Here is a 26,176-nt window from a genome sequence, read left to right as displayed (position 1 = left end):
GTCGCGAGTTGGGTCTCAAGCGCTGGCCCGTATTAGCGCCGAGTTGGGACCTGAGGAAAAAGTCACGCTGACCAATGGGCTGTACTTTCGCGTCGAACGGTCTGGTTTGACCCTTGTGTCGGTCGGCGCTGGTGAGTGTCAATCGATGAAGCTTTCGGTCGATGAAGCAAAGCAGATATTCTCATCGATCGAGTCCGCGTGCACCAGTCGCGATGTTGTCAAGGTCCGGGCCGGAGAGCTATCTTGGACGACCGATGCTCGGCCGAAATCCAATCCTGAAAAGGTGGTTATCAGGTTCACGGGACCGCTGGGATTCACACGCACGGACGCCAAGCGTAAAGATGTTGCAGCAGCGGTCGTAGAGTTCGCCAACCGATTTGGGTAGAGACAATCCCCGCAAGGCAGGTCGGCTCTTGGCGCATCTGCGAGCTCGGAGACCTTCCGCTCTCCGGCCGATGTTGACGATGAACCGGAAGTCCAGGCGGCCAGCCGCTCATGAATATGCGCCCTACCGCGTCGCCAGCACCACGGCCGCCAGCGTGAACACCAGCGCCGCGATCTGCCCTGCCCCCAGCGGCTCGTGGAGCGCGATCGCGGACGCCACGACGCCGATGACAGGCACCGCCATGGTGCCGATCGCGGCGACGGAGGCCGGCAGGCGCGCAAGGGCAGCGAACCAGCTGACATAGGCGATGCAGAACTGCACCACGGTCGAATAGACCAGGAGCCACCAGCCGACCGGCGTCACCAGCTCCAGATGCGTGGTCTCGATGGCGAAGCCGATGATCGTGATCGGCAGGCAGCCGATCCCGATCTGCCAGGCCGCGGCCGTGATCGGCGGCAGTCGGATCGGGTACTTCTTCGAAAACACCGTGCCGAGAGCGAAGCCGAGCGCGCCGCACAGCGCCATGATGATGCCCGGCAGCTTGTCCGCGGTGGCGGCAAAGCCGTTGCCGCCCATGATCGAGGCAAGGCCGGCAAAGGCCATCACCAGCGCGATGGTGCGCAACAAGGTCGGCCGCTCGCCGAGCACCGGCCAGGCGATCAGCGAGGCCCAGACCGGCATGGTGTAGGCGATCAGCGCCGCTTCGCTCGCCGGCAGCCACAGCAGTGCCAGACCCATCAGCACCATCCAGCCGGTGACGTTGAGGATCGCGGCGGTCACGAGGCGCGGCCAGATCTCGCGCGGGACGCTGAGGCTGTCGGCGCGGATCAGCGCCAGCGCCGCCAGCAGCACCGCGCCGAGCACGCCCGTCGCCCCGCGCAAGGTCAGCGGCGGCAGCTCGGAGAGCAGGAATTTCGTCACCGGCCAATTGAAACCCCAGCCCACCGAGGTGATGGCGAGGAATATCAGGCCGGCCGGGGCGATGCGCGCTCGCGCATCCCGGCGGGTCGAATCAAGCATGTGGGTAGTCCGGCAAAATCGAGGGCAGCTTGGCGCGGATTCGCGCCTCCCACCACCACCCCGGCGGGCATGCCTGCCCTCACCTTCCGTAGCCCTACGTGAGTCCCCCCGAGGCAAGCCCGCGATTCAAAAATATACCTGCCCTGTGAACAGCGGGGTGAAGCCTCAGCGGCCCCCCAAGATGCAAATTTTTTCGGTTGGGAATCCCTGAGGACTCACTGATACTTGGCTCAACAACAGGCGCGGCCCTGCCCCCTGTTATCCCCCACAATCCACCATATTTAGTATTTGATTCAGGAACTCGCACTAGTTCTTGACGGGCGTAACGGAGAGTCCTAGTTTTCGATCCGTTCGGCGCGAGTGTGTTTGCGTCCCGCCGGCACTCCCCCAAAGGGTCTGCAAAACAGCACTCCGCCAAGCCAGACAAGGGCAGCGGGATACGGGCTTGTCTGCCCGGCGAGAGCGGACTTTTCGGGCGCCTGAACGGGCTGGAAACAGGCCCGGATGGCAATGGTTGAAGACGTGACGTTGTGGGGCGTTGAACGCATGTCGGGCTCATCCCTTTGGGGCGGATGGGCCTGGACGTGCCGGCGGATGATCGGTGCGCGCATCGAGCAATCGCGTCGGGAGAAAACGGGCCGGGTCTACCGGCTGAGCTGCGATGCCAAGGGCCAGGCGGCCTCGAGCACCGCGAAATGAAATGATGACCCGGCACGCCTGAACGGAGGCGGTCCGGTCAAAGATAGGACGGGGCAAGACCATGCGGATTGAGCGGCGCCACACCACTTCGGGACAGTCACCTTACGCCGGCATCGATTTCCGGCTGACCACGTCGGAGATCAGGAATCCCGACGGCTCGGTCGTGTTCAAGCTCGACAATGTCGAGGTGCCGACCGCGTGGTCGCAGGTCGCCTCCGACGTCCTCGCCCAGAAGTACTTCCGCAAGGCCGGCGTTGCCGCGCGCCTGAAGAAGGTCGAGGAAGAGTCCGTCCCCTCCTTCCTGTGGCGCTCCGTGCCCGACACCGAGGCGCTCGCCCTCCTGCCCGAGAAAGAGCGCTATGTCAGCGAGCTCTCGGCCAAGCAGGTGTTCGACCGTCTCGCCGGCTGCTGGACCTATTGGGGCTGGAAGGGCAAGTACTTCTCCTCCGACGAGGACGCCCAGACCTTCTACGACGAGCTCCGCTACATGCTGACCATGCAGATGGTCGCGCCGAACTCGCCGCAATGGTTCAACACCGGTCTGCACTGGGCCTACGGCATCGACGGTCCCGGCCAGGGCCATTATTACGTCGACCCCTTCACCGGCAAGCTGACCCGGTCGAAATCCTCCTACGAGCATCCGCAGCCGCACGCCTGCTTCATCCAGGGCGTCGGTGACGACCTCGTCAACGAGGGCGGCATCATGGACCTCTGGGTCCGCGAAGCCCGCCTGTTCAAATACGGCTCCGGCACCGGCTCCAACTTCTCGCGCCTGCGCGGCGAAGGCGAACGCCTTTCCGGCGGCGGCCGCTCGTCCGGCCTGATGAGCTTCCTCAAGATCGGCGACCGCGCCGCGGGCGCGATCAAGTCGGGCGGCACCACGCGCCGCGCCGCCAAGATGGTCGTCGTCGACGTCGACCACCCCGACATCGAGACCTATATCGACTGGAAGGTGAAGGAGGAGCAGAAGGTCGCCGCTCTCGTCACCGGATCCAAGATCAACCAGAAGCACCTCAAGGCGGTGCTCAAGGCCTGCGTCAATTGCGAAGGCTCGGGCGACGATTGCTTCGATCCCGAGAAGAACCCGGCGCTGCGCCGCGAGATCAAGCTGGCGCGCCGCAGCCTCGTACCCGACAACTACATCAAGCGGGTCATCCAATTTGCAAAACAGGGCTACAAGGACATCCAGTTCGACGTCTATGACACCGACTGGGATTCGGAAGCCTATCTCACGGTTTCGGGGCAGAACTCCAACAATTCGGTGTCGCTGAAGGACGACTTCCTGCGCGCGGTCGAGACCGACGGCGACTGGAATCTCGTCGGACGCACCACCAAGAAGATCACCAAGACCCTGAAGGCGCGCGACCTCTGGGAAAAAATCGGCTACGCCGCCTGGGCGTCGGCCGACCCGGGCCTGCACTTCAACACCACCATGAATGACTGGCACACCTGCAAGGCGTCCGGCGACATCCGCGCCTCCAATCCGTGCTCGGAATACATGTTCCTGGACGACACGGCGTGCAACCTCGCCTCCGCCAATCTGCTGACGTTCTACGACATCCCCTCCAAGCGTTTCGACGTCGAAGGCTACGAGCATCTCTGCCGGCTCTGGACCATCGTGCTCGAAATCTCGGTGATGATGGCGCAGTTCCCGTCGAAGTCGATCGCCGAGCTCTCCTACGAGTTCCGCACGCTCGGCCTCGGCTACGCCAATATCGGCGGCCTCTTGATGACCATGGGCCTGTCCTATGACAGCAAGGAAGGCCGCGCCATCGCCGGCGCGCTGACCGCGATCATGACCGGCATCACCTACAAGACCTCGGCCGAGATGGCGGCCGAGCTCGGCACCTTTCCCGGCTACAAGAAGAACGCCGCGCACATGCTGCGCGTGATCCGCAACCACCGCCGCGCCGCCCATGGCCAGTCCAACGGCTACGAGGGGCTCAGCGTCAACCCGGTGCCGATGGACCTGGTGTCGTGCCCGCAAGGAGACCTCGTCACCCATGCGCAAGCCGCCTGGGATGCGGCGCTCGAGCTCGGCGAGAAGCACGGCTATCGCAACGCCCAGACCACGGTGATCGCGCCGACCGGCACGATCGGCCTCGTCATGGATTGCGACACCACCGGTATCGAGCCCGACTTCGCGCTGGTGAAGTTCAAGAAGCTGGCCGGCGGCGGCTACTTCAAGATCATCAACCGCGCGGTCCCCGCCGCGTTGCGTGCGCTCGGTTATCGCGAGAGCGAGATCGCGGAGATCGAGGCCTATGCCGTCGGCCACGGCTCGCTCTCCAACGCGCCCGGCATCAACGCCTCGACGCTGAAGGCCAAGGGCTTCACGGATGAGGCCATCGCCAAGGTCGAGAAGGCGCTGCCGACCGCCTTCGACATCAAGTTCGCCTTCAACAAATGGACCTTTGGCGAAGACTTCATCCGCGACCAGCTCGGCATTGGTGCCGAGGCGATCGCGGCCCCCGGCTTCGACCTGCTCCAGGCCGTCGGCTTCACCAAACGCGAGATCGAGGCGGCCAACGTCCACATCTGCGGCGCGATGACGGTGGAAGGTGCTCCGCACCTCAAGGCCGAGCACTATCCGGTGTTCGACTGCGCCAACCCTTGCGGCAAGGTCGGCAAGCGCTATCTCTCGGTCGAGAGCCACATCCGCATGATGTCGGCGGCGCAGCCCTTCATCTCGGGTGCGATCTCCAAGACCATCAACATGCCGAACGACGCGACGGTAGAGGACTGCAAGTCCGCCTACATGCTGTCGTGGAAGCTGGCGCTCAAGGCCAACGCGCTCTATCGCGACGGCTCCAAGCTCAGCCAGCCGCTCAACTCGCAGCTCATCGCCGACGATGAGGACGAGGACGATGCGGTCGAGAGCCTCTACGACAAGCCGATGGCGGCACGCACCGCCCAGGTCTCGGAAAAGATCGTCGAGAAGCTGGTCGAGCGCATCATCGTGATGCGCGAGCGCGAGAAGATGCCGGATCGCCGCAAGGGCTACACCCAGAAGGCGGTCGTCGGCGGCCACAAGGTCTATTTGCGCACCGGCGAGTATGACGACGGCCGCATCGGCGAGATCTTCATCGACATGCACAAGGAAGGCGCGGCACTCCGCTCCTTCATCAACAACTTCGCGATCGCAGTGTCGCTGGGCCTCCAGTACGGCGTGCCGCTCGACGAATATGTCGATGCCTTCACCTTCACCCGCTTCGAGCCGGCGGGCCCGGTGCAGGGCAACGACAGCATCAAATACGCGACCTCGATCCTCGACTACGTCTTCCGCGAGCTGGCGGTGAGCTATCTCAGCCGCTTCGACCTCGCCCATGTCGATCCCAGCGAGACCGGGTTCGACGTGCTCGGCAAGGGCGTCGAGGAGGGCAAGGAGCCTGATGATCACGGCCAGCGCGCCTCCAAGCTGGTGTCGCGCGGCCTCACCCGCTCCCGCACCGACAACCTCGTGGTGATGCGCGGCGGCTCGACCGCGGTCGCCCAAGGCAACGACAGCGCACCGGCCGGCGGAAGCAAGGTCACCTCGCTCGCCTCCCACGGCGCAGGCCGTGCCGGCGACGTCCTGGAAGGCGCGGTCGCGCTGAAGCAGGAAGTGACCCACGACCTCTCGCCCACCGAGAAGCTCGAAGCCCTGCAGTGGAGCAAGGCCGGCAGCGCGCAAGTCGCGGTGCCCAGCAAGGCCGAGCGCCGCGCGGAAGCCAAAGCCAAGGGCTATGAGGGCGAGATGTGCAGCGAGTGCGGCAACTTCACGCTGGTGCGGAATGGTACTTGTATGAAGTGCGATACGTGTGGAAGCACGACGGGGTGTTCGTGAGGGGCTAGACAGCTAGGATTGCTGAGCCCGGATTTGCCTCGAGCATCTGCGAAGGGCGGCCAGAAGGCCGCCCTTTTTTCATTGTCGCCTTGCAACTTATGGTTTTCTATCGATAACTACTTCTGAACCTGGTTGAAATGAGCTTTGGGACACTTGGAGCCCGCGGAGGCGGCAGATCGAGGGATACAGCAGCCGTGACAAAATATGCATTTGTTGATGGTGGCTTTATCGACGCAATGGTGCGGAAGACATCCGAATATTTCGCGATCGACCTCAGTCGTAACAAAATCGATTACCGGGCAATCGCTGGCGGGCATCAAAGAACCTTTTACTACGATGCTTTGCCCGCCCAAAAGGACAATGAATCTGGCGAGGAATACGAACGACGAGTGAAACGCAAGCGAGAACAATTCGAACTGGTTAATCGCACGCCTTTTATGCACGTTCGAGAGGGGCTGACGCGGGGACAAAACAAGACGCTGCGTCAAAAAGGCGTCGACATCTTACTCGCAATCGACGTTTTCAAACATGCAACGTCTGGCCACATGTCCGAAGCCCACATCACGACGAAGGACCTAGACTTCTTTCCACTTTTTGAAGCATTGCGGGACACCCCTGTAGCAGTGCATTTGCACTGCTATCCGGCCGAGACTTCCAGTGAATTAATGGCGTTGGCTGATGTCGTGGTGCCAGTCAATCCATTCAAGATATTGCAGTGGATGCACCACCAATCGAAGGATAGCTACGTCGAGTGGAACATCGCTTTGGGCGACGTGAATCCTCAGAAGCTATGCATGATCGGCAATTACGAAGGGCTAGACTTCTATATTTACCAGGACGACGACATGCCGTTCGTTGGTCGCGCCATGGCGTATAATCCTTCGAGCCTGATGCGCTCTAACCGATGGGAGCATATTGTCGACGCCTTTGAGGCCCGCGTCGGCAAGCGTGTCCACCTGGATCAATTGAACCGCTAACTGTAGCTCGCAGGATGGCTGGAGTGCAGCCCGTAGGATGGGTGGAGCGAAGCGATACCCATCGCCGCCAGATCGACAGAAGGGATGGGTTTCGTAAGGGCTCAACCCATCCTACGAGCTCATCAACACCCTGCCGCCGAATTGCCTTTGCGGTCGAGCCCTTCCCTCCTAAACTCTCGTCCTCACCGGCATCGGTTCCGGCGGGCCCGGTAGAAGCGGAGTCAGATTATGCCCAAACCGGAAAGCTTCCCGATCGAGAAGATCTTCGTTCCCACGAAGCAGAAGAAAGCCATCAAGCCCGAGATCGTCGGGGAGATCGCTGAAAGTATGCTGGACATCGGACAACAGGAACCCATTTCCGTCCGGCTCGACGGAGACCGCCTCGTTCTGGTCGAGGGACTGCATCGGCTCGAAGCCTGCAAGGCGCTCGGCGAGACAACCATTATCGGTGTCATCGTCCCGGCGGAGGTCGCTCAACACAAGCCGCAGCTTGCCGAACGGCCCGAAGTCGAGGCAGAGCGCCTCAAGATGGCGCGATTGAAACAGTTGCGCCTGGAGAAGGAAGCCGCGGAGGCATCGATCGCTGGCCGGAAGGGCGTCAACGGAACGGAAGCGCCGCGCACCCGTCCGGCGAAAGGCGTTCGCGACAATCCGAAGGCATCACCGGGCCGGACTGCGAAATCGACACCGAAAACATTGTCGGACTGGATCACGCAGCAAAAGGGCCACGGCGGTCGCTATTGATTGTTGGCTCCAGCTCGTAGGATGGGTGGAGCGAAGCGATACCCATCACCGCTCGATCGGCGAGAGATGAAGGGTTTCGTAAGGGCTCAACCCATCCTACGACCTAGAGCTCAACCCAGCCTACGCGCTATCTACGCCCGCCTCACCGTATCTCGCTCATCGACACCTTGGCGGCGATCCCGCTCAACTCGGGCTGTTGCGGTGCGAACTCCTCGTTGGACGATGAGCCTAGCGAGACGTCGACCATCCTGCGCTTGACCTGTTCGCATGTCTTGCGGACGTCTTCGGTGAACAGCGCGCATTCTTCGATGCGCTTGAAGATCTTCCGACCCTCTTCACGATACTCCGCCGCCGTTTCTCGCATGAAGGCGATCGCATCATGGACCTGGGCAGTCAGCGCCTCGCATTTTTGCGCGGCGTCGATCAACTCGGTGCCCATGGCCTCGATCTCTTTTGCAGCGGACTCATAGTCCCGAACGACCGCCTCTGCACTGAGCGCGCCGACGCGCGTCACGCCCGCGGTGTGCTCGACGTAATCAGGCAGAGCAATGGAAGCAAGAGAGCTTCCCGAGCGTATCGATGCAATGTCCTCCTCGAGCTGGACCAAGTTTACTCCGTCCCGCCTGCGCAATTGTTCGACATTTGCCATTATTGATCTCCCATACGCACCCCGAACCCTTAACAGCATCGGGTTTATTACGGGGATAAGCTCCGTTCTACTCTGATGTATCCTTGACAGCCGCAGTTTTGCCGCTTTTTCCCGATTGCCCAATTGCACGCATGGATAGATTTATCGGCGTTCAACCTCTCCTGGTCGCGGCCGGCGAAGATGGCACGTGCGCCTCGCTAGAAGTCGACCTGTCGAGCAACAGACGCGCCAATACGCACGGTGAAGCGAGCACAGCTCGGATCGCGTGTGTGCGGGCCCGGAACTCGGATCACCTCTCCCCACTCGGAGAGAGGTGCTCCGCGCACAGCCGACCGACGGTGCTCTGGCCGCTGCGCAAAGACCGGCTAGTAGCAAGGCGGGTAAGGTTCGTAGCCGCAGCGGCGATAGCCGCCGTAGGCTCCGTAAGCCCCGTAAGCTGCCGCACCAACCGCAGCAGCTCCGACGCCCACGGCAACTCCGCGGCGCACGGCTGCACCACGATAGACGCCACCGCGATAGACACCGCCGTGATGAACACCAACCCGACCAACCCCGACGCCTCTTCGATAGGCGAAGGCGTCAGTCGAAACAGTCACGATGCAGGCGATGCCAATGAATGCGGATGCGGTAAGTGAAACGATGGTTCGGCGCGACATGTCCACTCTCCTTCCTGGATTGGGACGGTGCGTCAGCGCAATTCGCTAATGAGCGGGTTTGTTGATTTAGAACAATGCGGGCCCTTGCGATCTGGCGGCCGGGTTCATAACGAGACAGCGAAAGTGTCACGCTTTACCTACATAGGGCATCAGCGGGAGCCACACCGCTTTCGGTCATGTACCTGACGCTCGCGACGCATGCCGGTTCGGCAATGCCACGCCCCACCCCCGTGCCCGCGATAATTTCTCGTTCGCACGCGCGTTGGGGGGACAGCGGCGCAACCTCTCCTTCCGGCGATAGGACTGCCGCACTCCGAGGCTGGGCGGCCCCGCCCCTACTTCGTATCGGCCTCGACCGCCTCCAGCAGCGGCATCTCGCGATGCGACTCGCAGAAGCGCGAGAGCTTGTTGCCGTTCTTGTTCAGCGCTTGCGTATCCACGACGGGATTGTTGCGGCGGCCGGCGTAGAACCCGGCGAGCCAGACGTTCACGGTCTGCATGTGGGTGATGCGCTGGGTGATGTACTGGTCGCAGCTGATCTTGGAAACGTCGACCAGCACCTGGGCCTTGGCCGGCACGGCCAGCAGCAGGGCCGCGAAGGCACCAAGGACGATCGCTCTTGTCTGAACCATGTGTTCCTTCCGATGAATGTCTGCACGGTGGCGACGGTCGGGCGCTGTAGGCTTGATCCAGATCAAGGGCGCCCGTTGCATACCCCGCGACCGCCCCACCCCGAGGCCTCGCCATAATTTCTCCTTCGCACGCGCGTTGTGTTGGACAGCGGCGAGACCTATCGTTCCGATCGGACTGCCACACTTCCATTGACGCCCGACGGAAGCGAGAGCGCATCGGTGCCCGAGACGAACGACCCCAAACCTGACGACCACAAGCCAGACGCCCCCAAGCCGGACGAGGGGCGCGCCGATGGCGGGCTGGCGCGGGCCTACGATCGGATCAAGAGCGCGGAGCAAGACCTTGCGCGGCTGGACCGGCTGGTTTCCGGAATGGAACGCGGCAGCGAAATCCCAGCGGCCTCGCGAGCAAGCGCCGGTGCGGAGGCTGTCGAGACTCCCAAGGACAAGGCTCCCGAGGCCAAGACTCTCAAGAGCACGGCGCCGGCGCCGGATAGCAGGGTTCGCAGTCAAGGCCTGAGGGGAGATCGGCCCATGCTGCGCGCTTTGGTCGGCCTCGTGCTGGCGATCGGCATTCTCGGCGCCGCCTTCGCTTCGCAATACAGCGATCGGGCCAGGTCTATGACCAAATCGATCATGGCGCGATGGGCTCCGCCGGCCGGGACTGAGCCTCGCCAAGCGTCCGCGGTTGAAACTCCGGCGCAACCGCCGGCGGTGCAACTGGCTGCCGCGGATGAGCCCGGCACGGTGCCCGCGCCGCCGGCCGGCAAGGACACGGAGAGCAATGCAGGGTTTGACGCTTCAAGACCAGCTGCTTCAAGACCCGACGCTCCAACAACGGGCGCCACGACGCCCGACCCCTCGTCGTCCGATCTCGCGCAATCGCTCAAGACCATCACCAGCGAGCTTGCGAACATCAACGGAAAGCTCGAGCAACTGAAAAGCCGCAACGAGCAGACGCTGCGCGAGCAGGCCGACACCATTCAGCAGCTCAAGGCGGCGCAGGAGAAGGATGCGGCGGCCAATGCGCGCCTTGCCGCACAGGTCCAGGCGCTGCAAAAGGAGCTGACGACGTCATCCGCATCGTCATCCGCACCTGCGTCCGCGAAACCCGCCGCGCGTAGCGTGATCACCAACGAGACCGCTGCGCCCGCACGGCCGCACGTGCAAGCGGCCGCACCTCGGCGACCCCGGCCGTCGCGAGGGCCCTGGATGCCCCCGCCCTATATGGTCGATCCCTACTATGGGGATCCGGATTGGTGAGCCCGCGGGGCGGATGAGCTGACGTTACGGAGCCGCCAATCGAAGGCGGCCCCGGATGTTGCGTTGGTGCGGCTAGCGCCAACCGCGATGACGGCCCCTGCTCCAGCCGTAGTGATGACCGCGGCCGCCACGTCCCATGTGACCGTGGCCATGTCCATGGCCTCCGCGCGCGAGAATCACCGGACTGTCGGAGCCAGCGACCAACGTCTCAGCCGCAACGCGGGGCATGGCAGAAGCGGAAAATGTCGACATTGCCGCGATTGCGCACGCGGCAACGCCGATCAACAAATGACGTATCATGTTGGGGATTCTCCAGGAGCCGCGTGATAGCGGCAGAGATGAATGCTTCCGCCGCCCCAGAGTTCCATCGAAACATCAGGGAACGGCAATGAACGCGAGCCCTTCGCCGGCACGCACGCTCGCGGACCGGCATCAATCACGCGGCGAGATCTGAAGCTCCATCAACGCCATGCGCTCCAGGACAGCGGGGTCTCGCTCGCCCTCCTTCGCTGTGCGAAGGATTGTTTCCGCGATCGACCGGACATGCGCGGAGCTGACCGGGGCCGGCAGTGACGCCACCGCCGTGTCCAGCGCAGTTTTCATGATGCCGATGGTTTCAGGCGTAAAAGATGCATTCGAAAAGTCTAACATGCTGGATCCGATCCGGAGGTCATCACGAGCGTCTTTGCCGCGGGCGTCTCACCGGCGCCTGATGCGGCTGCGTGAGCAAGGGTCACCAACGCCGGCCCCAGCTGCCGCGCCAGCTGCTTCCCCATCCACCACCACCGCGCACCAGCCGGACGACGAGGAGCAGCAGGACCGCGCCTACGGTCGCGTTGACGATCGCGCTGATCATGCCGCTGCCGAGATGCACGCCGAGCTGAGGCAACAACCAGCTGCCGACAAACGCGCCCAGGATTCCGATGATGATATCGCCGATGATCCCAAAGCCGGTCCCGCGGACGATCTGGCCCGCCAGCCAGCCGGCGACGAGACCGACAAACAAGATCACCAAAAGGCTTTCGCCGGACATTCTCATTTTGTGACCTCGATCACTTGGTTGAAATGGCTGCTGATCTGCGCAATCCGGTCGACCAGGGCCGTCAGATGTCGCGGTAATGGGTCGTGCTCACCCCGAAGCCTGATCCGAAGGCGGTCTGCTATTTCATGAGAGATCGCCAGGCTGGAGCCGCGGTCGATCTGAATGGCATTGCGAACATGGGGGTTGTTCATGAAGGTTTCCGGTTGATACGCACGGAGGACGCTTCGCGCCGAGTCGCACTCACAACGCGACTGCGGTCTTTAACTCAGGCGAGGATCGGAGGTTCGATCTCGCAACGCTCGGGGATCACTGACACAACAGCCCCATCGAGCAAGAGTTCCTTCCGATTACAACTTATGTTTGAAATTCATCGGTCGCGTACAAGCCAACGCGGGATGCAAAGCTCTTGTTATCGCCGACTCATCTATTTGCAGCTTTTTCGGATATCGAGGCATCAATCGTCGTTAAACCAGAAATAGAATCGGAACTGCAGCCCGTCGAGACCGTTCGTTCCCATGGCTGACGTTCGTCGGCATCATATTCAAATGAATTGAAAGAGATCAGATGAAACATACTTTGCTGGCTTCCGTCGCCGTTGTGGCGTTGTTCGCTGCGACCGGCACTGCAATGGCTCAAGGCGTCAATCAGGGCGGCGCCAAGGGTGCGGAGTCCCCCGCTGCCGTTTCGCCGAAAGCCGAAACCGCGGCACCGATGAATGCGCCCACAGCAAAGGACGCCCCCACCGCGGCACCGCACGGCTCGCCGGCAGCGGCAACGCCGCAGCACGCACAGGGCGCGCCTGACGCAAAGCACTCCGGCGACGTCAAGGCCGATGGCAAGGCGAAGACCACGGAAACAATGGCCCCGGCCACCAGTTCGAAGCCGACTGCCGACAGCAAGACGCCCGGCGAGATGAAGGCGAATGGGATGACCAAGGCGCCCGATTCGGCCACCACGTCGAAGGACGTGAAGACCCCGACCGCCGAGAGCAAGCCTTCGGCGCCCGAGGGCAAGACGACCGGCAATGCCGCTACCACGGCGGTCGCGGCGCCTCCCGCCGAAAAGCGTACCCAGATCACTTCGGCCATCAAGCAGGAGAAGGTCGAGGAAGTCACCAACGTGAACTTCAACATCTCGATCGGCACCACCGTCCCGGCAGGCGTTCGTTATCATGCGATCCCGAGCCGCATCGTCGAAATCTATCCGGAGTGGCGCGGATACGAGTTCATTCTGGTGCACGGCAGGTACGTCATTCTTCGTCCGCACACCCACGAGATCGTCTATATCATCGAGGGCTAAGCGAAATCCGACGGATGACGCGCAAACCGAAAGGGCGGCTTATGGCCGCCCTTTTGTCGTTCGGCCCCACGCGATCATGATGGGTTTCGCAAGGGCTCAATCCGCCCGAACGGCTGCATATCCATTCACCCCTCTCCCAAGCCGAGAATGAAGGTTTCAAGATCGGGCGCGAGTTCGTTTGTGTTCGGGAAATCGGCGAACATGTCGCCACCGTCCACCGGTTCATGCTCGTGATCCCAGTAGAAGACCTGGCCATAACTGTCCTCCTCCAGACTCAGCAGGAACAGGTCGCCGCCGGGATCGGGAGCGAAGGGGCAGCTCAGTCGGGGAATTCGATTCATGCCCCGATACACATCGTAATTGTCGATGACGCCGTAGCTGTCGGTCGGATGCGTCGTGAACAGCACGTCCAAAACGGTGCGGTCGTTGCGCCAAGGCAGCTCGACGCCGCAGCGGTCGAAGCCGCCGCCGTCCGATTGCGCCAGTAGCTCCTTGTAGGGCGCGGGCAACGGCGCACCGATGTGTTGCTCCAGCGCACGGATGGCGTTGGAGGGCGCCGGTGGCCGTCGGTCGTCCATGAGATCCAGATAGTTCATCGGCCTAACTTTGTGCCCCGTGGGTCATCAAAGCGCCCGCGCCAGTGAGCCAACCGCCTCACCACACAACCAGATTGGTGTGGCCGAATCCCTTGGCGTAGTGGAACACCGAGCCCGTATGCTTCAGACCATCGCTTCGGTATCTGCCACTGGACGTTTTCCGCCGTCCGGATCTCCCGAGCGAAGCGTCCGGCTTCCGGCAGAGAAAATGTCCTGCACCAACCCGAGCTTGCCGAGTCCCAAAATGATCAGGCCGTTGATGTCGATCTCGTACCAGGCGTGCGAAATGTAGGCGTCGCGCGGAAACCGGTGATGGTTGTTGTGCAGGCCTTCACCGAAAGTGAGGATCGTGGTCACGAACTCGTTGGTGGTGCCGTCGTCGAGATCGAAGCGGCGGTAGCCGTAGCGGCCGTCGCTGTGGCAGACCGAGTTGACCAGTGATGTCGCCATGGTCATGAGGTAACTGCGGAACAGGCCGGAGAACAGGATGCAGCCGGTCATCGTGTGCACGCCGCCAAACGCGTAGCCGATCGCGCCCGGAATAATCACTGCCGAGAGCGCGTACCAGTACCAGCGCGTCCTGGTGAAGAACATGGCGATCGGATCGGCCAGGATATCCTTGGCGTAGTATTCGGCATCCGTGGTGGCCTGGTCCCACACCCAGCCGCCTTGCGCATGCATCATCCCCTTGGCGAAGGTGACATAGGGGTTGCCGTCGCCGTCATAGTAAGGGCTGTGGACGTCGCCGGGCTTGTCGGAGTGAAGATGATGCCGGCGATGATTGCTCACCCATTTCAGGATCGAGCCCTGCACCGCCATGGTGGCGATGGCCGCGAACAGCGTCCGCATCACCGGACCGCAGCGGAAGCTGCGGTGCACGAAGTAGCGGTGCATGAAGCCGATGCCGACCGTGGAAAGCGCGAACGTGCCGGCGAAGACCGAAACCTCCACCCAGCCGATGCCTTGCCAGAAGGCCCAGACCAGCGCCGCGATCGACCCACCGATCATGATGACGAAGGAGATGTAGGAATCGCGAAACTTGGCGTCGACCACGGGACCTTCGACCAGTACGCCCGGCGGCATTTTCCGCTCCGCAGCTTCCGCCGGCACCACGCTTTCGATTACGGTCATTCCAGCCGATCCATTCACACAAAATTAACCCTGCTGCGGCGCACAGTACAACCTCGGGTTATTTCCATCAAGGATTCGAGCTGCCGTGGGAGTACGGAGCGGCGACTTGAAAACAGGCGACCAGAGGAAAAAGAAGCCGGATTTCAAGGCCTGGTGACAGCGTTAACCAGGTACAAAGCCTCCGCAATGCACTCCCAGAAGACCGATGCCAGGACAAAGCAAGCGCCCCCTCCCTCGCCTTCGCAAGCTCCGGCGTAGCGCGCGATCGGTGCGAAAGACCTTCGCGCGCGCACCGCGGATGGTTCGGATCGCGGGCGGCGCGGCGATGCTGCTTGCGGTCCTCGTCCTCGTGAACATCGCCTATCAAACGGTGCGCAAGCCGACCGAGCTGTTCGTCCTAGTCGGCCATGCGCTCGACAAGGAGCCATCGGACACGTGGCGGCAATACGGGCCGCTGTTCCGCAAGCATTCCACCGCGACGATCACGCCGGAATTGCTGGCCGCGCTGGCGCAGGTCGAGACATCGGGCAATCCGCTCGCGCGCACCTACTGGCGCTGGCGATGGAGCTTCAATCCGCTCGCGATCTATCGGCCCGCATCGAGCGCCGTCGGCCTCTTCCAGATGCTGGACGCAGCCTATGCTGACGCCGCGCGGTTCTGCGTTCGTGGCAACGCGGTCACGGAGGCCGGCTGCGGCTCGACCTTCCTCTATAGCCGCGCGATTCCGAGCCACGCCATCGAGCTGGCATCGGTGTATCTCGACCGCAATCTCGCCGATGTTCTCGCCCGCGCGGGCGATGTGAAGGCGAGTGCACGCGAGAGGCAGGATCTCGCCGCCTTCATCCATCTCTGCGGCGCAGGCCCCGCAACGGCCTTCGCACGCCGCAAGTTTCAAATGGCCGCCGACGAACGCTGCGGCGATCACCTCGTCGCGAGCTATGTCGCCAGGGTCAACGCGATGAAGCGGCAGTTTGTGCGGCTCGCCGCGGAGGACGGCGACTAGCAAAGGGGCGTAGCCCGGATGAGCGAAGCGACATCCGGGAATGCTGCGGCAACGTCCCGGATATCGCTTCGCTCATCCGGGCTACAGGAGCCAATCAATTCCGCGTCCGTCGGTGGCCTTCACCACCAGTACGGCCAGCGCCATCCCTCGTAGCGGACATATGACGATACCAAGGGCGGGCCGTAGGGATCGACCCGGTCGTCTTCCGGGCGATAACGATAGCGTGGAACGATATTGTAATCCCACGGCGTCGGCCGGAGCACGGGGACATCCACCCTCAGCCGTTGTTCATCCACCACTCGCGCCTTCCGCGCCCGGGCTTCGGCATCCGATATCCCGAGATTGCACAGCACCAGGGCGGTTCCGAGCGCACACGCGACAGTCATGATCTTCATGCGTTGGTCTCCTTCCCCCAAGAGTGCAAAAGGACGTCAAGCAAGGCAAGCGAATTTGCGATCAAGCTTTGCCGGAATGACCGATGCCGGCCGCCCCGCCGTCATTGCGAGCGGAGCGGAGCAATCCAGACTGTCGACCGCGGCCCCTACTCCCGCGCGCGCCGCACCGCCTCCGTCAGCTTCATCCTCTGCTTGTCCCACCGGCTCTGCTCCGTCTCGGCACGCTCCTCGAGCGCCGCGCGCTCAGCTTCGATCGCCTCCGCCCGCGATTCGTGCTGCCGCCTCGCGTCGTCCAGCGCCGCCTGCGCGTTCGCGACCGCCCTGTCGCGGCGCGCGCGCTCCTTGGCGCGAGCGGCCTCCTCCTTGCGGCGCTCGGCTTCCCGCTGCCGCTCTTCCTTCTCGAACGCCGCGGCGGCCTTGCGCGCCTGTTGATCGTCGACCTTGCGGGATGGTTGCTTTGCAGCCTTCGCCGGAAGCTTTCTCGGCTTGGACTTCGCTTTGGGCTTGGCTTTGCGGTTCGGCCTGGCCTCGTCGTCAGCGAGATCGGTTGGCAACTCGGAATGCTCGGTGAACGGGCCGTCCGATCCGACCGGGCGCCGGAGCACCACGCCCGGCTTCTCCATCGTTGCCGCGACGATGTCGGGGTCGTCGGTCTCCTTCGCGGCGCCCTGATGGAACAGATTGGACCTGGCGCCCCAGGCGTCCAGTGCCGCCTTCATCGAGGGCGCGGCGATCGCCTGGTCGTAGAAGCCGAGCGAGGTCTGGTAGGTCTTGAGTTTTCTTTTTGGTTTTGCTTTTTTCGGCATGTCGCTCCGCAGCTGGCAAGCCACCAGCTTCCTGCGGCGCCATTATGCCATACTGCCCCTGTTTTGCCCGACGAGTCAAATTCGATTCGGTATCGCCGAAGTCGATACCGGGCGCGGAGGCCCAATACCAACGTTTTCGGATTTCCAACACACTGAAATCCCTCGAGATTTCTACTGTGCATGGGGTTGTTTTCGACGTTTTTGTTTTGACGGCTCGCCACCTACGCTGCGTCGACATCCTCAGGCGCCGCCCCCGCGACGAGCCCGTCGAGGCCGACCATCAGGAGATCGGCGATGTGCATGAGCTGGTAGAGCGGAATGTCCGCCTCACCCTGCTCGGCCAGCGACACGAAGACCGGCGTGGCGCCGATCAGCTCTGCGAGCTGCGTTTGCGTGTAGCCGCGCCTCTCGCGCGCGCTTCTCACGCGCGCACCGATCCCGAGCCGGTGCCGGGACTGCTCGTCCGCGGTCATCATCACGGCCTGCTCGTCCGCGCTGGCATAGCCGTCCGCGAACGCGCTGCCGATCAGCCTCCCCTTGCGCCAGGCGACCCGGCAGTCCTTGCGCAGTCCGCTGCTGAAGACCAGCGTGAACTGCTCGGCGACCCAGAGCGAGGCGTTGAGGCCGAGGCGCGCGCCGGTGCCGGAGACATCGCGGATCGTGCAGGGCGCGCTGATGACCTTGCCGGTGCCGTTGTCGAATTCGACAATGCCGGTCCGCAAAATGTGATGTCTGACGGCGGCGCGGTGCTCGCTCATGACGGGACGCTCCTTGCGCGGCGACGTCGCAGCCGCAAATTCCGGACCTCGATACCGCAGAGTTTTTCCTGAACTCCTAAATTTCCAAGGGTTCGACCAGGACTGAAAGCCATGGTAAAGGATTTGCTCCCAATCCATCTTTATCCGACGGACAGCGTGCGGCGCGCCCGTGACGGGCGACGAGGCGAATAATGACCGACGCGATGAAATGCCCGACCTGCAACTCCGAGCACGCCTATCAGGATCGCGGCCTCTGGGTCTGCCCGGAATGCGGCCATGAATGGAGCGGCACGGCAGAGGCCGTCGCGGACGCCGCGCAAGAGGCCGGCGTGCGCGATGCCAACGGCAATGCGCTCGCCGACGGCGACAGCGTCATCGTGATGAAGGATCTCAAGGTCAAGGGCTCCTCCTCCGTGGTCAAGGGTGGCACCAAGGTCCGCAACATCCGCCTGCAGGACGCCACCGACGGCCACAACATCGCCTGCAAGATCGACGGCATCGGCGCGATGAACCTGAAATCGGAGTTCGTGAGGAAGGCGTAGCCGAGGCCCCGGACTCGCGGCAAATCCGCCAGCGAGCGCGCCGAACGGCTGGGGCGGGAGCTGACCTGCCGCGGCGTCAAGTTTACCACCATCGAATGGTAAGCGCCGTCTGGAGGCTGCGATCTATCGCTGTCTCTGCGCCAGATAGAATCCGCACAGCACGGTCACCAATCCCGCCGTCTGCAATAGTGTCGGCGGCTCGCCGAGCAGGAGCCAGCCGGTGAGCACCGTCAGCGCGGGCACGCAGGCGGGGACAACGGCGGCGCGGGCGACGCCGAGGCGTTGGACCGAGACGGCGAACAGATAAAGCGCAGCCGGGCCGGCGAGCACGCCCTGTGCCAGCGCCTGGATAGCGTTCTCACTGAACCCGATCGACGCGATCCGCGCGAGTCCGCCGGTCATGAGGTAGATCGGCAGCAGCAACAGCGACAGCACATTGATGACGAGCGCAGCCGATAGGGCTGAGACACGCCAGTGGCGCACCAGCGCGCCGAAACCTGCGAACATCAATCCGGTCAGCACGAAGGTCAGATCGCCCAGCACGCCGTCGGCCCCGATATGGCCGATCGATTCCGCGCCGATTACGCCAAGTCCGCCGACGATGACAAAGGCGCCGGCGATGCGCGACGCGGAGACATGTTCCTTCAGGAACAGGGCCGCTAGCAGCAGGCCGCCGAGCGTCGCGCAGGACGGCTGGATCACGCTGCCATGGCCGAGCGGCACGAACAGGAATCCAGTGTAGGAGATCAGCGACATCACCGGGCCGCCGAGCACCATCAGCGCAAGGCCCCTGCCCCAGCCGATGCCGCAGAGATCGGAGATTCCGCCGCGTATCACCAGCGGCAGGAACGCGATGCCGGACCAGACATAGCGATGCACGAGCAGATCGACCGGCGTGAAGCCGAGCTTGAGGCCATGCCGCGTGCCGGCAAAGCCGAGTGCCCAGAACAGCGCCGCGGCGAGGCCGCAGAGCACGCCGACAAGCGCCGGCACTTGATCGTTCTTCCGAATGCGAGCGTCAGCGCCGCTCGTCCGCTGATCCATGGGACAAAGCGGTACGCCGACAGAGGCCGTCGCTCAACCCATGTGCCTGCAAGGCTGGCACGCAAGCGAGAGACGCCAGCGCGCCATCGCTCAGAAAAAACCGGGGCTGAGATCGAGCCCATACGTCAGGCTGAGCACGAACACGAACAGCGCGGCGGCTGCGAACAAGGCGAGATGCTTGAGAATGAACGTGCGCGGCGAGACGCTTGCAACAACGGCTTTCTGTGCAACGGGCATGACTACTCCATTATGAAAATGATTCTTGGCTGCTCAATATGCGGCGCCCGCATCAAGCGCCGCGATCTGGAAAGCAACTATTAAAGAGATCACACTCGCTTTGAACGGCCGTACACAACCGGCGCGTGATCGTGACTCACTGCGCCAAAAAAAGACCGCGCTCCCCGAAAGGGAACGCGGTCCGGGCAGACTCGGAGAAAGCGAGCCTGCATCACATTGGCTTGACGTTGGCTTGTGGCGCCCCCAGATCAGCGGGCGCTACCCGTCGTGACATCAGCGGTCTTCACCTTGCGCGGCGACAGAACGCGGGCCTGGTGGACCGAAGCAACGTTGGTGGGCGCCGAGGCCTGCTGCTCGACATGCGCGGCACCGAGCACGCGCACCTGCATCGGGGAGACCGGAAAGCCGTTCGCCTCATAAGTCGGCAGTTCGGCGGCGAAAGCCGCGGTGCTGCCCGCGATCGTCAGGATGGCGGCGGCGATCGACAGAGTCTTCTTGTTCATGGGTGATGCTCCTTCAGTGGAAGATTCGGAGCACATTTAAGCGCATTTTGCTGCATTGCGACATGCGCTGCTGCAACGCAACAACGCGCCGGGTGCATGGCAATATGTTTAATGCGCGCAATGTCTTGGCAAAATCACCGCCCCGGCGCGAAATGACACTCTAATGAGCGGCGGTCAGCCGCCGAGCACGTGGCCCCAGCCGTCGAAAACGTAGGCTTTCCAGATCACGGTTCCGTCTTGGCCCGGCCGGCTGGCACGCCTGAAATCGTCGGCCTGCTCAGCAGTCCAGGTGATGATCGTATCGGAGAGTTGGTCGTGCAGGATGGCGGGCTCGGTGGGATCGAAGGCGTCCATCGGACGAAGCGAGGAATGCGTCATGCGCGCCTAACGCGCTAGCCGTTACAAGGTTGCCCAACGTGCCTGCGAAACACCGCCACGCGGCCCGCGCCAAAATATTCGCCTTATCGAATTTTTGCACAACGCTGGCGAGCAAGCGCCCGTGGAACCGCAATGGAACCCGCGTTGCCGCCGCGCAACACCTGCTCGAAAAGCCCGCTTTCGCCGAATTGCGCCATTGCGCCGCCACACCCTCCCCAGAACAATCGACGCGCGGCGTGCCTTTTCGTGCAAGACTGTTTGGCCAAGACTGTCTGGTCAGACTATTCGGAGAAGACGAGGTTCAACAGAACCGTTTGGAGGCAGGGATCATGAATGATCGGCGGTCTCTTCTGGTGGCGGTCTCCTGCCCCTCGGCGGTTCTCGCCGGCTGGCTGGCGCTCTCTCTGTCCGCCTATGCCCCGGCCCTCATCGAGAACAGCGGCGCCAATGCTTCCGCCGTCTCGCGCGCGAAGGATCTCAGCCGACTTGACCTCGCCGACATCCCACACGCTGCGGCCATCGAGGACGGCGTCGCCCTGACCTCCGATATCGCGGCCGCTATCGCTGCGACACCAGAATTGGTCAATGCTGAAGCGGCAGCGCCCGAGGCGCCAGCTCCGGCCATCAAGCTCGCCTCGGCCGACCCAGTGCTGATCTTGCCGACCGAAGCGCCGCTCGCGCCGCAGATGTCGCCTGACCCGACACCAGTCGCCAGCGAGGTTGCTCCGGCTCCGGCGCCGGAGCCCTTGGTAAAGCTCGCATCCGCCGATCCCACTGAGATCGTGACGACGGAGGCGCTGTCGCCCGCGACAATCGCGACCGGCCCCGCGCCCGTGGCGAGCAAGGCCTCGCCGTCTGCGGACACGACCGCGGTCCTCGACGAATGCTACGTGATGGAAGCCTGCATCGACCGCTATCTCTGGGCGCTCTACCAGCGCACGGCCAAGGAAGACTCGATCAAGGTCACAGATCGCCGGGCCGTCACCGTCAAGCGCAAGGGCAAGATGGTCACAGTGATGCGCAGCTTCACGAAGCTGGTTGACGAGGACTTTGGCTGGAAGGATCCGAAGGCGGCCGACCGCGCCGGCATGTCGATGATGGACTACGTCATCGGCGGCATGGACAAGAGTTTCAAGAAAAAGCTGTTTCGCACACTGCTCGCGGCTGAGGCTGCCGGGCTTTCGCCGGGCATCACCAGCGCGTTCCGCGACGACTATCGCCAGTCGATCGCGAGTGGCCTGAAGGCCGCCTCCGACCGTTCCTATCACGGCGGCAGCACGCGCGGCGGCTACGGGCACGGCATGGCGGCCGACATCGTCAGCACCAAGGGCGACAACCGCGCGCAGCGCTGGGTCTCGACCGAGGTGCTGTGGAAGTGGGTCGACGCCAATGGCAAGGCGCTCGGCATCGGCCGCCCCTATCTCGGCCGCGATCCCCCGCATGTCGGCCCGGTCGATGGTACGGAATACGTCTCGCGCCGAGGCACGTCGGACCGCAAGGAAGCCAACGCCAAGCCGAGAAAAGCGCGGGCCGTGGCAAGCGCAAAGCCGCCGAAGGCAAAGGCACAGGCGACGCGCGAGCAGAAGGTCCCCGCGAAGCCGCAGAAATCAGCGCAATCAGCCACGAAGCGCGCGACCTGAGTTTGACGGCTTATCGTCGCGGCGTCGGCAACGGCACAAGCCGCATCTCCGCGGTGCCTGCTTCCTGCGTGCGCACCAGCACCGCATAGATGGTTTCGACTGCGAGCCGCACCGCCGCCTCGGTCGCTGTGCCCTTGGCCAGATGCGCCGCGATCAGGCCGGTGAGAAGATCGCCGGTGCCTGAGGGGCGGATCGAAAGGCGCGGCGTCGCAAAGCGCGACAACTGACCGCCGGCGCACAGAATCGTTTCCACCTGCCCTTCCGCCGTATCAGTGAGCGTGCAACCGGTGGCGACCACGTCGATGCGCCCAGTCCCGGCCAGCGCCGCGCACGCCGCGCGCAGGCCCTGCGCATCCGCGATGTCGAGGCCTGCGAGCAGCCCGAGTTCGAACTGGTTCGGCGTGGTCAGATTGGCGGCCGGCAGCAGCCGGTGCCGGACCACGTCCAGGATGCCGTCAGCGACATAGGCCCGGCCGTCATCGCCGATCACAGGGTCGCAGAGATAGACCAGCTGCGAATTGCGGGTCAGCGCCCGCTCGACGAAATCGGCGATGACAGCGGCATTGCCCGGCGAACCGAGATAACCGGTAACGAGGACCGCAGCCTCGTCGACGAGATCGCGCTCTTCGACGCCTCTCAGCAGATCTGAAACGAGCTCTGTCTCCAGCACCCGCCCGCGCAAGGTCGGATAGCGCGGATGGTTCGACAGCAGCGTTGTCGGCACCGCCGCGACATTCACCCCTTCCGCCTGCATCGCATAGGCGGCGGCGCTGTTGCCGACATGGCCGTGGACCACCTGGCTTTGAATGGAGATGACGAGCATGAGGGAGGTCCGTAGGAGTAATTGTCTAGCGAGAGAAGGGTCGCCCGGATCACGAAAAATCATATCCAAGTCTCGGCCGCAGCGCTTGCATCTTCCGCGCCAGCCGCCGATGCCCGCTCTCCTCCGACCGCGCCAGCCGGTCCACGACCGCGACATGATCCACATCGCTTTTGTGCTGGTTGAGCTTGGCCTGCCCTTCGACGGTATCCACCACGAGATCGACGACACGGATCGCAGCCAGCATGCTCTCGCGCTTGCCGGGCTCCATCTGTGCGAGATCCCAAGGTGCTTTTGGCAAGCGCGCTTCCGAGACCGCGAGTAGTGCATCGCCGTGCCCGCGGTTCTCGTCGAGCCCGCGCAGATGCGCCACGCCCGACAGGTGCACGGCCTCGTAAAGCCAGGTCGAGACGTTGTCGCGCGAAGAATACCAGTCATTGGAGATGTAGGCGTCGTCGCCGGCAACGATCAGCAGGAAGCGCCGTGTGCTGTCCGCGAGCGGAACGAGCGGATTCCTGGCGGTGAGATGGATCTGAACGATAGTGTGCCCGTCGCGCTGCTCCAGCACGAAGGGCACATGCGAGGCACGTGGACCGCGCTCATCCGCCGCGACGATCGTGCCGAAGCCGCGCTGGCTTGCGAATTCCAGCGCTTGCTGCTCCTCGATGCGGAATTGGGGGCGGAGGACATGCATGGCGGGGCGCTCGTTGACTGGCTGAAGGACAAACCGAGGCTAACTCATGATCCAGTCAAGTCAGAAGGGGTATTGGCCCGCAAACGCGGATGTCAGGAATGATCGCGGAGTCGTGCCAGCTCATCGATATAGGCGCAGAACATGTCGGCCATTGCGTCGGCGTGACGCGCGATCTCCGCCTCGTTGCGCGGTGTCTCCGAGAACTGCTTGCCAACCTCGCTCAGCGTCGTCTTGATCAACTCGCCGGCAAGCGCCCGCGTCGCATCCGGCGCCCTGGGCAGGGCCTCCCGCATGAAGGCCGCGACGATGCCCTTACCGGCGGCCCGCGCGTCGTGTGCTTCGGGCGCATCGCGATAGAGCGGCGCGGCGTCGCTGAGCGCCGTGCGGATCGCAGCCTCCTCGCACTCGGAACGAATGAAGGCGTGGACGAGCGCGCGCAGCCGTACCAGTGGCGGTTTCGCCCGGTCCGCCAGGATGCCGCGCAGGAGCTCGCTCGTGCGCCGCCACTCGTCGCTCTGGAGGCGGAACAGGATCGACGCCTTGTTCGGAAAATATTGATAGAGCGACCCGACGCTCACCCCGGCCCGCTCGGCCACTCGCGCCGTCGTGAAACGCTGCGCCCCCTCCTTGGCCAAGACCTGAACAGCCGCGTCCAGAATGGCCGCCACCAGCTCGTTCGAGCGGGCCTGCTGTGGCTGTTTTCGTGAGGAAACTGAATGGCTTCGGCGATCTGCCATGGCACCCTCGGGCAATGCGAATAGCGAATGCGACGAATTAGTCGTATTTCAATTCTCACGCAAGCACTCGCCGCACGGCGACATCTGGAGACTACACATGACCACCCCGACCATCACATCACTTGCGCCACTGCTCGATCGTCTGTTCGACCAGGACGAAGCGGCGCGCGGCGCGATGCGAGCCGCCTTCGCCGATGTGACCGACGCCGACCGCGCACGGATGATGCGGAGCAAGACCGCTTACAGCGACCTCTACGGGCGGCTGAAGGACGCACCGCTCGCGGTCTCCCGCGAGACCGGTCAACTGCTTTACATGCTCGCACGCAGCTCCCGCGCCAAAGCGATCGTCGAGTTCGGCACCTCGTTCGGCATCTCGACCCTGCACCTTGCCGCGGGCTTACGCGACAATGGTGGCGGCCGCCTCATCACCAGCGAATTCGAACCGTCCAAGGTGGCCCGGGCGCGCGAGAACCTCGCGGCCGGCGGGCTGCTGGACCTCGTCGAAATCCGCGAAGGCGACGCGCTGAAGATGCTTCAAGTCGACCTGCCCGACACGATCGATCTCGTGCTGCTCGACGGCGCCAAGGCGCTCTACCCCGATATCCTGGATCTGGTCGAAGGCCATCTCCGGCCGGGCGCGATCATCGTCGCCGACAACGCCGACGACAGCCCCGACTATCTGGCGCGCATGCGCAGCCCCGGAAGCGGCTACATGTCCACGGCCTTTGCCGAGGACGTCGAACTCTCCGTGCGGATCAACTAACGCCACGTCGAACCGGCGCGACACCAATGAGCCGCCGCGCGAACCATCGCGCGGCGGTTTCGTGCTGCGCTCCGCCGTGTCGCAGGTTCGTCACTGACGCGTGATAGTTGGACCCGGCAATGTCGCTGCCGCCTTCGTCGGCATCGCGCTGATCGTGTCCTGAGTGGTGGTCATCAACCTGTTCTCGGCGGCCACGGTGCATTGATGCCGGCAAGGCCTTCAGCTTCGCGACGCCGTCTCGCAGCCGGCTCACGCTATTGGCTTTGCGACGGCTTGGGAGGATGCGGCCTGGATCGCTTCGCGCCAGGCTTGGCCGCAACTCGCGGCGGCGCCGCATCGACCGATTCCAGATAGGCGGCAAGTGCCTTGGCTGTATCCGAACTGGTTGCGTAATGGTCCTTCAGGAACCAGGACAGCGTCAGGTTGAAGCGCCCTTTGGCAAGGCCGCGGGGGCTGCGATGGCACGTCGTGCAACCATCGGCGAAGAGCTTTTGCGGCGACTTGCCGGCATCGAGATTTTGCGCGGCGGCAAATGTCGCCGTCAGGACGGCCGCGGCTGCAAGAGTCATCGTTGGAAGAGTCATCAGGGGCGCGATCAGATCGCGCCACGGTCGAAAGTACGAGATCAATGTCGTCCTGCCCAGTCTTGCGGTCAGGCCGCCAATAGCTGATCGAAGTCGGGCGGCGCGTAGGCCTTGCCGTCCTGGTCGGTGATGACGACCTTCCACCCCTCGCTTGCCCAAACCTTCGCCTTCGCCACGATGAGCAAACGGCTCTCGCGGGCAAAACTGCACTTCTCGTTGTCGCGTTCTGCGATCATCTTGTAGGCCAATGCGCATCCCCTTGCGTTGCCGTGCACCCGGTCTCGTCGTGGCAGCGAGCTTTGGCGGCAATTCGCCGGGAGCGTGGCAATTTGGTGCCATCCGCGGCAGCATTG

At 63.3% G+C, this 26,176-nt stretch carries 31 protein-coding genes; 10 read left to right on the top strand and 21 right to left on the bottom strand.

Annotation, left to right across the window (positions count from 1 at the left end):
• Positions 1 to 508: 508 nt before the first annotated feature.
• Positions 509 to 1,405, bottom strand: a complete 897-nt coding sequence (locus IVB19_RS16695; RefSeq protein WP_247371003.1) for a DMT family transporter — start codon at positions 1,403 to 1,405, stop codon at positions 509 to 511.
• Between the two features lie 510 nt (positions 1,406 to 1,915).
• Here IVB19_RS16695 and IVB19_RS16690 point away from each other — a divergent pair.
• The 4 genes from IVB19_RS16690 (at position 1,916) to IVB19_RS16675 (ending at position 7,651) form a co-directional block, all read left to right on the top strand.
• Positions 1,916 to 2,104: a hypothetical protein gene (locus IVB19_RS16690; RefSeq protein ID WP_247413139.1), complete on the top strand. Its 189-nt coding sequence runs from the start codon at positions 1,916 to 1,918 to the stop codon at positions 2,102 to 2,104.
• Between the two features lie 61 nt (positions 2,105 to 2,165).
• Positions 2,166 to 5,930, top strand: coding sequence for a vitamin B12-dependent ribonucleotide reductase (locus tag IVB19_RS16685; protein WP_247370997.1), 3,765 nt, complete (start codon positions 2,166 to 2,168; stop codon positions 5,928 to 5,930).
• Positions 5,931 to 6,124: 194 nt separating this feature from the next.
• Positions 6,125 to 6,907 (top strand): NYN domain-containing protein, encoded by a 783-nt coding sequence (locus tag IVB19_RS16680; RefSeq protein ID WP_247370994.1) that lies wholly within the window; start codon positions 6,125 to 6,127, stop codon positions 6,905 to 6,907.
• 228 nt (positions 6,908 to 7,135) lie between these two features.
• Entirely contained in the window at positions 7,136 to 7,651 is a 516-nt protein-coding gene (locus IVB19_RS16675) for a ParB N-terminal domain-containing protein (protein ID WP_247821593.1), read from the top strand.
• Between the two features lie 142 nt (positions 7,652 to 7,793).
• On the opposite strand, the gene IVB19_RS16670 is transcribed toward IVB19_RS16675, so the two are convergent.
• From IVB19_RS16670 to IVB19_RS16660, 3 genes are all read right to left on the bottom strand, one after another.
• Complete coding sequence (locus tag IVB19_RS16670) at positions 7,794 to 8,300, bottom strand: hypothetical protein (RefSeq protein WP_026232748.1); 507 nt, start codon at positions 8,298 to 8,300, stop codon at positions 7,794 to 7,796.
• A 365-nt stretch (positions 8,301 to 8,665) separates the two neighbouring features.
• Positions 8,666 to 8,956, bottom strand: coding sequence for a hypothetical protein (locus IVB19_RS16665; RefSeq protein ID WP_247821592.1), 291 nt, complete (start codon positions 8,954 to 8,956; stop codon positions 8,666 to 8,668).
• A 335-nt stretch (positions 8,957 to 9,291) separates the two neighbouring features.
• On the bottom strand, positions 9,292 to 9,588 hold the full coding sequence (locus IVB19_RS16660) for an HdeA/HdeB family chaperone (protein ID WP_240543383.1): 297 nt from the start codon (positions 9,586 to 9,588) through the stop codon (positions 9,292 to 9,294).
• Positions 9,589 to 9,807: 219 nt separating this feature from the next.
• Between IVB19_RS16660 and IVB19_RS16655 the strand changes: the two genes are divergently transcribed.
• A complete protein-coding gene (locus IVB19_RS16655) occupies positions 9,808 to 10,851 on the top strand; it encodes a hypothetical protein (protein ID WP_085384035.1) in 1,044 nt (347 codons plus the stop codon).
• 432 nt (positions 10,852 to 11,283) lie between these two features.
• Here IVB19_RS16655 and IVB19_RS16650 read toward each other — a convergent pair whose 3' ends face one another.
• From IVB19_RS16650 to IVB19_RS16640, 3 genes are all read right to left on the bottom strand, one after another.
• Positions 11,284 to 11,502, bottom strand: a complete 219-nt coding sequence (locus IVB19_RS16650; RefSeq protein WP_007609614.1) for a hypothetical protein — start codon at positions 11,500 to 11,502, stop codon at positions 11,284 to 11,286.
• Positions 11,503 to 11,584: 82 nt separating this feature from the next.
• Positions 11,585 to 11,890, bottom strand: a complete 306-nt coding sequence (locus IVB19_RS16645) for a GlsB/YeaQ/YmgE family stress response membrane protein (RefSeq protein ID WP_085353548.1) — start codon at positions 11,888 to 11,890, stop codon at positions 11,585 to 11,587.
• Positions 11,887 to 12,084: a hypothetical protein gene (locus IVB19_RS16640; RefSeq protein WP_085353549.1), complete on the bottom strand. Its 198-nt coding sequence runs from the start codon at positions 12,082 to 12,084 to the stop codon at positions 11,887 to 11,889. Before IVB19_RS16640 ends, IVB19_RS16645 begins: the two co-directional genes overlap by 4 nt.
• A 373-nt stretch (positions 12,085 to 12,457) precedes the next feature.
• Here IVB19_RS16640 and IVB19_RS16635 point away from each other — a divergent pair, with 373 nt between their 5' ends.
• Positions 12,458 to 13,192 (top strand): DUF1236 domain-containing protein, encoded by a 735-nt coding sequence (locus IVB19_RS16635; RefSeq protein ID WP_247368612.1) that lies wholly within the window; start codon positions 12,458 to 12,460, stop codon positions 13,190 to 13,192.
• 125 nt (positions 13,193 to 13,317) lie between these two features.
• On the opposite strand, the gene IVB19_RS16630 is transcribed toward IVB19_RS16635, so the two are convergent.
• Together IVB19_RS16630 and IVB19_RS16625 are read right to left on the bottom strand one after the other, a co-directional pair.
• Positions 13,318 to 13,788: an SMI1/KNR4 family protein gene (locus IVB19_RS16630; RefSeq protein WP_018454516.1), complete on the bottom strand. Its 471-nt coding sequence runs from the start codon at positions 13,786 to 13,788 to the stop codon at positions 13,318 to 13,320.
• Positions 13,789 to 13,911: 123 nt separating this feature from the next.
• Entirely contained in the window at positions 13,912 to 14,919 is a 1,008-nt protein-coding gene (locus IVB19_RS16625; RefSeq protein ID WP_018454517.1) for an acyl-CoA desaturase, read from the bottom strand.
• 205 nt (positions 14,920 to 15,124) lie between these two features.
• Here IVB19_RS16625 and IVB19_RS16620 point away from each other — a divergent pair, with 205 nt between their 5' ends.
• Complete coding sequence (locus tag IVB19_RS16620; RefSeq protein ID WP_247370978.1) at positions 15,125 to 15,922, top strand: transglycosylase SLT domain-containing protein; 798 nt, start codon at positions 15,125 to 15,127, stop codon at positions 15,920 to 15,922.
• Between the two features lie 119 nt (positions 15,923 to 16,041).
• Here IVB19_RS16620 and IVB19_RS16615 read toward each other — a convergent pair whose 3' ends face one another.
• From IVB19_RS16615 to IVB19_RS16605, 3 genes are all read right to left on the bottom strand, one after another.
• Complete coding sequence (locus IVB19_RS16615; RefSeq protein WP_027517656.1) at positions 16,042 to 16,317, bottom strand: hypothetical protein; 276 nt, start codon at positions 16,315 to 16,317, stop codon at positions 16,042 to 16,044.
• A 146-nt stretch (positions 16,318 to 16,463) separates the two neighbouring features.
• A complete protein-coding gene (locus IVB19_RS16610; protein WP_247370972.1) occupies positions 16,464 to 17,123 on the bottom strand; it encodes a cell envelope biogenesis protein TolA in 660 nt (219 codons plus the stop codon).
• A 221-nt stretch (positions 17,124 to 17,344) separates the two neighbouring features.
• Positions 17,345 to 17,881 (bottom strand): helix-turn-helix domain-containing protein, encoded by a 537-nt coding sequence (locus IVB19_RS16605; RefSeq protein WP_085353553.1) that lies wholly within the window; start codon positions 17,879 to 17,881, stop codon positions 17,345 to 17,347.
• 191 nt (positions 17,882 to 18,072) lie between these two features.
• On the opposite strand from IVB19_RS16605, the gene IVB19_RS16600 reads away from it, so the two are divergent.
• Positions 18,073 to 18,423 carry a zinc ribbon domain-containing protein YjdM gene (locus tag IVB19_RS16600; RefSeq protein ID WP_018454521.1) on the top strand — a complete coding sequence of 117 codons (351 nt, stop codon included), beginning with the start codon at positions 18,073 to 18,075 and terminating at the stop codon, positions 18,421 to 18,423.
• 123 nt (positions 18,424 to 18,546) lie between these two features.
• Here the strand turns inward: IVB19_RS16600 and IVB19_RS16595 are convergent, their stop codons facing one another.
• From IVB19_RS16595 to IVB19_RS16580, 4 genes are all read right to left on the bottom strand, one after another.
• Positions 18,547 to 19,467, bottom strand: coding sequence for a DMT family transporter (locus tag IVB19_RS16595; protein ID WP_346283656.1), 921 nt, complete (start codon positions 19,465 to 19,467; stop codon positions 18,547 to 18,549).
• 90 nt (positions 19,468 to 19,557) lie between these two features.
• Positions 19,558 to 19,704 (bottom strand): hypothetical protein, encoded by a 147-nt coding sequence (locus IVB19_RS16590; protein WP_247370967.1) that lies wholly within the window; start codon positions 19,702 to 19,704, stop codon positions 19,558 to 19,560.
• Between the two features lie 248 nt (positions 19,705 to 19,952).
• The gene (locus IVB19_RS16585) at positions 19,953 to 20,207 is read right to left on the bottom strand and encodes a hypothetical protein (RefSeq protein ID WP_018454524.1); all 255 of its coding nucleotides are present in this window, start codon (positions 20,205 to 20,207) and stop codon (positions 19,953 to 19,955) included.
• A 174-nt stretch (positions 20,208 to 20,381) separates the two neighbouring features.
• Positions 20,382 to 20,585 carry a hypothetical protein gene (locus IVB19_RS16580; RefSeq protein WP_247297420.1) on the bottom strand — a complete coding sequence of 68 codons (204 nt, stop codon included), beginning with the start codon at positions 20,583 to 20,585 and terminating at the stop codon, positions 20,382 to 20,384.
• Between the two features lie 329 nt (positions 20,586 to 20,914).
• Here IVB19_RS16580 and IVB19_RS16575 point away from each other — a divergent pair, with 329 nt between their 5' ends.
• Positions 20,915 to 22,225 carry a M15 family metallopeptidase domain-containing protein gene (locus tag IVB19_RS16575; protein WP_204511047.1) on the top strand — a complete coding sequence of 437 codons (1,311 nt, stop codon included), beginning with the start codon at positions 20,915 to 20,917 and terminating at the stop codon, positions 22,223 to 22,225.
• A gap of 10 nt (positions 22,226 to 22,235) precedes the next feature.
• Here the strand turns inward: IVB19_RS16575 and pdxY are convergent, their stop codons facing one another.
• The 3 genes from pdxY to IVB19_RS16560 all read right to left on the bottom strand — a co-directional run bounded on the left by pdxY (position 22,236) and on the right by IVB19_RS16560 (position 24,476).
• Positions 22,236 to 23,048 (bottom strand): pyridoxal kinase, encoded by an 813-nt coding sequence (gene pdxY, locus IVB19_RS16570; RefSeq protein ID WP_247370962.1) that lies wholly within the window; start codon positions 23,046 to 23,048, stop codon positions 22,236 to 22,238.
• 49 nt (positions 23,049 to 23,097) lie between these two features.
• Positions 23,098 to 23,739: an FMN-binding negative transcriptional regulator gene (locus tag IVB19_RS16565; protein ID WP_247370960.1), complete on the bottom strand. Its 642-nt coding sequence runs from the start codon at positions 23,737 to 23,739 to the stop codon at positions 23,098 to 23,100.
• 92 nt (positions 23,740 to 23,831) lie between these two features.
• Positions 23,832 to 24,476 carry a TetR/AcrR family transcriptional regulator gene (locus IVB19_RS16560; protein WP_026232754.1) on the bottom strand — a complete coding sequence of 215 codons (645 nt, stop codon included), beginning with the start codon at positions 24,474 to 24,476 and terminating at the stop codon, positions 23,832 to 23,834.
• Between the two features lie 97 nt (positions 24,477 to 24,573).
• Between IVB19_RS16560 and IVB19_RS16555 the strand changes: the two genes are divergently transcribed.
• The gene (locus IVB19_RS16555; protein WP_247370957.1) at positions 24,574 to 25,239 is read left to right on the top strand and encodes an O-methyltransferase; all 666 of its coding nucleotides are present in this window, start codon (positions 24,574 to 24,576) and stop codon (positions 25,237 to 25,239) included.
• Positions 25,240 to 25,493: 254 nt separating this feature from the next.
• Here IVB19_RS16555 and IVB19_RS16550 read toward each other — a convergent pair whose 3' ends face one another.
• A complete protein-coding gene (locus IVB19_RS16550; protein ID WP_085353560.1) occupies positions 25,494 to 25,808 on the bottom strand; it encodes a hypothetical protein in 315 nt (104 codons plus the stop codon).
• A gap of 83 nt (positions 25,809 to 25,891) precedes the next feature.
• A complete protein-coding gene (locus IVB19_RS16545) occupies positions 25,892 to 26,098 on the bottom strand; it encodes a hypothetical protein (protein WP_346283655.1) in 207 nt (68 codons plus the stop codon).
• Positions 26,099 to 26,176 lie beyond the last annotated feature (78 nt).

The organism is Bradyrhizobium sp. 187 (assembly GCF_023101005.1).
In the GTDB taxonomy this organism is placed as follows: Bacteria; Pseudomonadota; Alphaproteobacteria; order Rhizobiales; family Xanthobacteraceae; genus Bradyrhizobium; species Bradyrhizobium canariense_D.
This window is presented reverse-complemented; position numbering and strand designations above follow the sequence as displayed.